At 46.4% G+C, this 6,584-nt stretch carries 9 protein-coding genes; 7 read left to right on the top strand and 2 right to left on the bottom strand.

The window, feature by feature from the left end; translation table 11 throughout:
* Positions 1 to 86: 86 nt before the first annotated feature.
* From NEPTK9_RS08785 to NEPTK9_RS08775, 3 genes are all read left to right on the top strand, one after another.
* Positions 87 to 827 (top strand): hypothetical protein, encoded by a 741-nt coding sequence (locus NEPTK9_RS08785; RefSeq protein WP_194848459.1) that lies wholly within the window; start codon positions 87 to 89, stop codon positions 825 to 827.
* An 8-nt stretch (positions 828 to 835) separates the two neighbouring features.
* Positions 836 to 1,222, top strand: a complete 387-nt coding sequence (locus NEPTK9_RS08780) for a hypothetical protein (protein WP_194848458.1) — start codon at positions 836 to 838, stop codon at positions 1,220 to 1,222.
* Positions 1,223 to 1,303: 81 nt separating this feature from the next.
* The gene (locus NEPTK9_RS08775) at positions 1,304 to 1,684 is read left to right on the top strand and encodes a hypothetical protein (protein WP_194848457.1); all 381 of its coding nucleotides are present in this window, start codon (positions 1,304 to 1,306) and stop codon (positions 1,682 to 1,684) included.
* A 147-nt stretch (positions 1,685 to 1,831) separates the two neighbouring features.
* Here the strand turns inward: NEPTK9_RS08775 and NEPTK9_RS08770 are convergent, their stop codons facing one another.
* The gene (locus tag NEPTK9_RS08770; protein WP_228547107.1) at positions 1,832 to 2,362 is read right to left on the bottom strand and encodes an NUDIX hydrolase; all 531 of its coding nucleotides are present in this window, start codon (positions 2,360 to 2,362) and stop codon (positions 1,832 to 1,834) included.
* Here NEPTK9_RS08770 and NEPTK9_RS08765 point away from each other — a divergent pair.
* A complete protein-coding gene (locus NEPTK9_RS08765) occupies positions 2,361 to 2,786 on the top strand; it encodes a hypothetical protein (RefSeq protein WP_194848456.1) in 426 nt (141 codons plus the stop codon). The two genes, NEPTK9_RS08770 and NEPTK9_RS08765, sit on opposite strands and share 2 nt — an antisense overlap.
* Here the strand turns inward: NEPTK9_RS08765 and NEPTK9_RS08760 are convergent.
* Positions 2,737 to 3,795 (bottom strand): 3-deoxy-7-phosphoheptulonate synthase, encoded by a 1,059-nt coding sequence (locus tag NEPTK9_RS08760; RefSeq protein ID WP_194848455.1) that lies wholly within the window; start codon positions 3,793 to 3,795, stop codon positions 2,737 to 2,739. The genes NEPTK9_RS08765 and NEPTK9_RS08760 overlap by 50 nt on opposite strands.
* Positions 3,796 to 3,808: 13 nt before the next feature.
* Between NEPTK9_RS08760 and NEPTK9_RS08755 the strand changes: the two genes are divergently transcribed.
* From NEPTK9_RS08755 to NEPTK9_RS08745, 3 genes are all read left to right on the top strand, one after another.
* Positions 3,809 to 4,681, top strand: coding sequence for an ABC transporter substrate-binding protein (locus NEPTK9_RS08755; RefSeq protein WP_194848454.1), 873 nt, complete (start codon positions 3,809 to 3,811; stop codon positions 4,679 to 4,681).
* A 2-nt stretch (positions 4,682 to 4,683) separates the two neighbouring features.
* Complete coding sequence (locus NEPTK9_RS08750) at positions 4,684 to 6,063, top strand: alanine/glycine:cation symporter family protein (protein ID WP_194848453.1); 1,380 nt, start codon at positions 4,684 to 4,686, stop codon at positions 6,061 to 6,063.
* 165 nt (positions 6,064 to 6,228) lie between these two features.
* Positions 6,229 to 6,522: a hypothetical protein gene (locus tag NEPTK9_RS08745; protein WP_228547106.1), complete on the top strand. Its 294-nt coding sequence runs from the start codon at positions 6,229 to 6,231 to the stop codon at positions 6,520 to 6,522.
* The last annotated feature ends 62 nt before the right edge of the window (positions 6,523 to 6,584 follow it).

Raw genomic sequence — 6,584 nt, 5'->3', positions numbered from 1 at the left:
CTAAGAATCCACCTGTTGAAGAAACCGTTAAAAAGCATATTTTTGCAGTTAAAGAAACCCTGACCGATGAGCTTCCCAATGAAGCAATGAATATCCCCCCTACAGAAGAAGGAGCCTTTTGGAAAGAGGCTGTTGATAGGACAAAAAATACGGTTTCTTGGATCGCTCATGATGCAATAGAAGAAACAGGAAAACTAATAGGAGCTCCAGAGGAAGGCACTTACAATTGCCATGAAAAGATCGATGGAATACTGGGAACAGATTTTGCCTCACAGTTCAACCCCGAGGCCTTAGCAAAACAGCCCGACATCATTAGAGGAGAGGTTCCTATCCCTGCTGGAGGCATTGTTGGCGCCTCTGGAAGAGTGGCAGCGGCAGCAAGAACAGCAGGGATTATTGGAGGAGCAGCCGTTGCAAGAGGTGCGTTGAGAGAAACTCCATTTCCCCCATCAAATGCAAACAGCCAACTATATTTAGAAAGACAAATAAGGGAAGAATTAACGTTAAAAGGATACAACCCACCAGGAAGGCCTACGGGTATTCCTAAAGATTGGAAAGTGCATAGATGTAGAAAAGATGGAGGGGTTAAGTATACCTCTGAGATTATAAAAAAAGACGGGACACCTTATGCAAAACAAGAAATAAGAGTGATGCCGGCTAACCCTAATAGCTCGTTTGAGGGGCACCAAAGGCCTTATGTAAAACATAGGGTTGAGAACAGCTTTTACGATAAAAATGGCAATGTTGTCCATGAAAGGAGCTTAGAAGCACACATAGATTACGATGAGTATGACTTTGAAAAAATTTCATCTAAGGTTGAAAAATAAGCACTGCAATGGATAAGGACACATTGAATTATTATCGACATATTTTTCTAGAAAGCCTAGAGGATATATCGAATTCCAATAGACAGCAAAAAGCATGGATGGGTGGTGATTATAAAGATTTTAACACATTTACTGAAATATTTGAGAGTTTTGCTTCCCCATGCGAGTACGTGATGAAGTGGCCAGTGCTTTCAGATCAGCAGCGGGAAGATCTCAAAAAGTTATATGATATGCTAATGAGCTATCAGGATAAAAAAGAAGAGGGTGGGAAAATGATTGACAAAACAGATAGTGAAATCTGTCAAGACCCCCTTTGGAATGAGATTAGGACGTTTGCTCGTAAGGTTTATAGGGATCTTGAGCCTATTGGGCGGAGAGGGCAATGTTGTCGCTGAAAGGAGCTTAGAAGCACACATAGATTACGATGAATATGACTTTGAAAAAATTTCATCTAAGGTTGAAGGATAATTACTATAATGGATAAAAATGCGCTAAATTATTACCGAGATATTTTTCTAGAAAACCTTGAGGGAATCTCGAACATTGATAAGCAAAAAAGAGCTTGGACAGATGGCGATTATGAAGGCTTTAATACGTTTATCGAAATATTTGAGAGTTTTGTTTCTCCATGCGAGTACGTGATGAAATGGTCAGTGCTTTCAGATCAGCAACGTTTAGATCTTGAGAAATTGTATGAAATGCTCATAAATTATCAGGATACAAAGACGGAAGGAGGAAAGATAGTAAAAAAAACAGATAGTGAAATCTGTCAAGACCCCCTTTGGAATGAGATTAGGACGTTTGCTCGTAAGGTTTATAGGGATCTTGAGCCTATTGGGCGGAATAAAGAGGGCTAAGTTCGACCTGATCTTCGATCAGGTGATTGGATGCCAATGGAAATCCAGTACCAAAAGGGAGGTTGGATAAGGAGGTCTTGCTGCTGAGAACTCCTCCCCGAAAAACTGGCCGAACTGATTAATTTTTTTAATTTTTTGGATATGCAATCAACTGTTCCAATGAAGCCCTACCCTTGATAGGAGAAATCGAAAGACTAAAATAGGGTGGCGTATTAGGTGTTTAAAAAGGTTTCCATAGGTGACACTTTTGATTTTTTTTCTCACCATATCCGAGGAGTTTCCTGCTGCATCAGCGATCCACTCCGCATAAGGTGGCGGCATTTCTGGCAAAGCGTCTAGAGGGAAGAAAGCAGCCCCTTGGGTCTCATCGGTTGCTTTAGGTGATCCCATCATTTTACACTCAAAAAAATGGGTAAAGCGGGCCAGGCGGCAGATGGGGGTATATTCAGCGACTTTTCGAATGATTTTTGCCGAGCAGCCCGTTTCCTCTTCCATTTCCCGCACCACAGCCTCTTCGGGCGACTCTCCAGGGTCGATGCCGCCACCAGGTAGGACCCAAACGGGGACATCCCGCCGCTTGATCAGGAGGACCTCTTTTCGGTCTTTTGAAAAGACGATTCCATTGACACTTTCTGCTCGATCGGTCATAGTCATAGGGAGAATTCTAAGAGGTTTCATGCGCATTTGTCAATGCTTCATTTTGCTACTTCTTCTATGTGGCTGTGAAAAATATTATGTCTCGATCAAGCGGGAGATTATTAACCGGGAGAGCCTTGCAAGCACCTTTGTGGGGAGCCCCGATCCGTTGCAGGCCGATCCTCCAAGAGGGCAGGAACTCCTTCTCGAATGGCGCCTCCCCCGAAGAGGTTTTTCTAGCGATCTTACCCTAGTCCTCGACATCCTCTATAAAGACCACTCCCAGGAGACAGTCTGCTATCCAGTGACGAGAAAGCGGGGGGTGGTGACCTTTTCCCTCCTAGGAGAAAAGTTTCAAGAGACCAAGGGGTTTTTAACCTATAAGGCGACCATTCAGACTCCTGATGGGGAGGTGCTTAAAGAGTGGAAGCAGCAGCTGTGGGCTGACCTAATTGTGATTGACTAGTGGATAGTGGGTGTCCAGCTGCCCAAAGAACAAGCTTCTCAGTGGTTTCCCAGTCGAGACAAGGGTCGGTCATCGAAAGGGCATTCCTTCCCTGCAGGTGACTTTCTAGCATCGCCCCCATAATCAGATGGTTTCCCTCGGCGATCTGCTCCAAAGTAGAGCAAAAAGCGAGCTGTTGTTTTTGGGGATCTTTCTGGGAGTTTCCATGGGCACAGTCGATGAGGAGGCGAGAGCTTAGCCCATAGAGGCGCTGCTTTTGGATCGCTCCAGAGACCGCAATCTCATCATAGTTAGAAGCCACTTCCCCACCACGGAGGATCAGGTGAGTGTAGGGATTGCCCGATGTTTTCATTGAGCAGACCTTTCCCTCTCCATTGATGCCGAGGGAAGCTTGGGGATGGCGCGCAGCAAGTGCTCCGCAGATCGCATTATCGAGACTCCCATCGGTTTCATTTTTAAAGCCGATAGGCATCGAGAGGTGAGAGGCCATCTGCCGGTGGATTTGAGAGGTGGAGGTGCGGGCGCCGATCACTCCCCAGGTGATGAGATCTTGGGTATAGGGAGAAAGGAGTGGATCGAGAAACTCGGTGGCAACCGGCACTTTTAAAGCGGCAAGTTCGAGAAGAAGTTTGCGGGAGGCGTAGAGTCCCTTTTCAATATCGTAGCTTCCATCGAGGAGGGGGTCGTAGAGAAACCCTTTCCATCCAAACTGGGTCCGCGGCTTTTCTAAAAAGACCCGCATCACCATAAAAATTCGCTCGCTGACCTTGTCGGAAAGGGCTTTGAAACGGTGGGCATATTCGAGGGCAATTTCAGGGCAGTGGATGGAGCAAGGACCTGCAAAAATAATGAGACGGTCATCCTCTCCTCGCATAATATGCTCGGCCGTTAAACGGAAAGTGCTCACCGTTTTCCTCTCTTCATCGGAAAGGGGAAGTTTGGCAAGAACCTCTTCAGGTGTGGAGAGGGGAGTTTGCGATTGAAAATATTGCATAGTCCACACTAACATAATAACCAATATTATGAATAGAATTTTACGGCGACTGATCTTTTTACTTTTGACCTTTTCCCTATTGGGCGCTTTTGCGGTGGGGGCTGTTTGTATGGGACTCAAAGAGAAAAGTGGTATTGCTATTGCAGGGAAAAGTACCGAGGGGCATATTTTAGCAGAGATCATCGCCCAGCTTCTTGAGCATGACCTTGGGATGAAGGTGGTGCGGAAATATGGCCTTGATGGCACCCAGATCCTCTTTCACGCCCTAGAGACAAAAGAGATCGACCTCTATGTCGAATATACAGGGACAGCTGCCGCAACGATTTTAAAAAAGAGAGCCACCTTTGAGGAGCTCAAAGAGACCTTTTTAGAAAAGTACAACATGGTCTGGCTCGATCCGCTCGGTTTCCAAAATAGATATGGTCTCATGATGGACCCTGAAGTGGCTGCTAAATGGGGGATTGAAACCCTCTCCGACTTAGCAGCAGTGTCTCTTCAGATCTCTTTTGACCAAGAATTCTACGGAAGAGAAGAGGCAGACATTTTAAGAAAAGGGTACCACATCCCTTTCGAAGGGCTCAAGCTGATGGATCATACCCTTCTTTATGTCGCGCTTAAAAGGGGAGGGACCGATGTGATCAATGGGTATACGACCGATGGATTTTGCAAGGGATTAAAAATTTTAGACGATGACCAAAACCTCCTCCCTTCCTATGAAGCGGTCCCCTTAACAAGGGAAGATGTTCTCGACAAACATCCGGCGCTAGTCGCCACCTTAAGAAAACTCAAAGGGGCCATTTCCCAAAAAGAAATGCAAAGCCTCAACTATTTAGTGGAAAAGAAAGGAAAAACCGTCTATGATGTGGCCCACCACTTTTTAAAAAGGAACCACTTTATCTAATCATGGACCGATTTGAACAGATCATTGATCTCCTCAACAATTTGGTTTGGGGACCCCCTCTTATTATCCTTCTCATTGCGATTGGGGTTTACCTCACCATTCGGACGCGCGCCCTGCAGTTCCGCTACCTTGTTTATGCCCACAAGCTCGCCTTCACCCGCCATGATGATAATGCTCAAGGGGACATCAGCCACTTCCAGGCTCTCATGACCGCCTTAGCAGCGACCATTGGAATCGGAAGCATTACCGGTGTTGCAACGGCTATTGCTATTGGGGGGCTTGGCGCCCTTTTCTGGATGTGGGTCGCAGCTCTTGTCGGGATGGCCACCAAGTATGGAGAGGCGATCTTAGCTATCAAGTATCGGACCACCGATGAAAATGGAGAGATGTGTGGGGGCCCCATGTACTATATTGAGCGGGGAATGGGGTGGAAGTGGCTCGCTGCGATTTTTGCAATCCTAGGTATCGGAGCCTCTTTTGGGATTGGGAATCTCGTCCAGTCGAACTCGGTTTCCCTCGCTGTCCAAGATCTTTTTGGAGTCGGCCCCCTTTGGACAGGGATCATCCTGATGGGACTCGTCGGTTTTGCCCTCATCGGAGGAATTAAAAGTATCGGGAAGATTGTTGGTCTTCTTGTTCCCGCCATGGCTGTCTTCTACATCATCGGGGGGCTCCTCATTATTTTCCTCAAGATCGAAGCGGTTCCTGCTGCCTTTGTCCTCATCTTCCGCTCCGCCTTTAGTGGGCAAGCAGCCACCGGAGGCTTTATCGGAGCGACCGTCATGATGGCGATCCAGTTTGGAATTTCCCGCGGCGTCTTTTCCAGTGAAGCAGGCCTTGGAAGTTCATCAATTGCTGCCGCCGCTGCCCAAACCGACACCCCAGGACGGCAAGCTCTCGTCTCGATGTGTAGTGTCTTCATCACTACCGGAATTGTCTGCACCATCACCGGTCTTGTCATTGCCGTCTCAGGCGTCCTTGGAGAGCTTGGTCCCGATGGACAGATGCTTGATGGTTCGGCAATGGCGCTGCGCGCCTTTGACAGCATCCTTCCCTATGGAGGGCTCATCGTCACTATCGCCCTGATTCCTTTCGCCTACTCAACGATTCTAGGGTGGGCCTACTACGGAGAAAAGTGTATCGAATACCTCTGTGGCATTCGAACCATCAAGGTCTACCGGGTCCTCTTTACACTTCTTGTCTTCCCGGGCGCCTTTTTAAGTATGAAGCTGGTCTGGAACCTAGCCAATATGTTGAATGGTCTAATGGCTTTCCCCAACCTGATTGCTCTATTTGCTCTCACGGGGGTGATCGCTAAGGAGACCCGCTTCTTCGAAGGGATTCTCAAGAAGGAAAAGCTAGCGCGGAAGAAAAATCGCTAAAAATTATGCAGCAGCTACTGCATAATTTAAAGCTGCGTACTCCTCCCTTTGATCTCTCTTAGAATGTTTTTTAAGATGTTAATTAGGAAATGCCTATGGTTTTTCTTGACTAAAAAACACTGTTTGTGGTATCATTTGATACCACAATATGATATAGGAAGAGTAGTGAAGCGTCCGACTTTTAGAGAAATCGATAAACGGCTAAAAGAAGCAAAAGAGGCCCTAAAAAACAGATGTGTAGCATTTGCTAATCCAGGAAAAGTAGTGGGCGAGCTCATGAGTCTAGAAGTAGGTCCAACAGATGAAATATGGGATTTAATTTTGAAATTGATCGATGAAATAGGTTTGAAGGATTATAAAGGAGCTTATCCACCGCTTAAGAGTTATGAGTCAAAGATTCAGAATCATGACTTATGGGCTTTTTCATCAAAATATCGATGCGGATACCCCTTCCTTTAGGGAGGGGAGGAAGCATCGCTCCTTTTTAGATTGTTTAATTTGTAGCCATGGTTTAAAATAGC

It is taken from the genome of Candidatus Neptunochlamydia vexilliferae, from assembly GCF_015356785.1.
GTDB classification, from domain to species: Bacteria; Chlamydiota; Chlamydiia; order Chlamydiales; family Simkaniaceae; genus Neptunichlamydia; species Neptunichlamydia vexilliferae.
This window is presented reverse-complemented; position numbering and strand designations above follow the sequence as displayed.

Excerpts from the sequence above, each read along its gene's own strand:
- NEPTK9_RS08785 (WP_194848459.1), top strand. The coding sequence starts at position 87 with ATGAATATCCCCCCTACAGAAGAAGGAGCCTTTTGGAAAGAGGCTGTT.
- NEPTK9_RS08780 (WP_194848458.1), top strand. The coding sequence starts at position 836 with ATGGATAAGGACACATTGAATTATTATCGACATATTTTTCTAGAAAGC.
- NEPTK9_RS08775 (WP_194848457.1), top strand. The coding sequence starts at position 1,304 with ATGGATAAAAATGCGCTAAATTATTACCGAGATATTTTTCTAGAAAAC.
- NEPTK9_RS08765 (WP_194848456.1), top strand. The coding sequence starts at position 2,361 with ATGCGCATTTGTCAATGCTTCATTTTGCTACTTCTTCTATGTGGCTGT.
- NEPTK9_RS08770 (WP_228547107.1), bottom strand. The coding sequence starts at position 2,362 with ATGAAACCTCTTAGAATTCTCCCTATGACTATGACCGATCGAGCAGAA.
- NEPTK9_RS08760 (WP_194848455.1), bottom strand. The coding sequence starts at position 3,795 with ATGTTAGTGTGGACTATGCAATATTTTCAATCGCAAACTCCCCTCTCC.
- NEPTK9_RS08755 (WP_194848454.1), top strand. The coding sequence starts at position 3,809 with ATGAATAGAATTTTACGGCGACTGATCTTTTTACTTTTGACCTTTTCC.
- NEPTK9_RS08750 (WP_194848453.1), top strand. The coding sequence starts at position 4,684 with ATGGACCGATTTGAACAGATCATTGATCTCCTCAACAATTTGGTTTGG.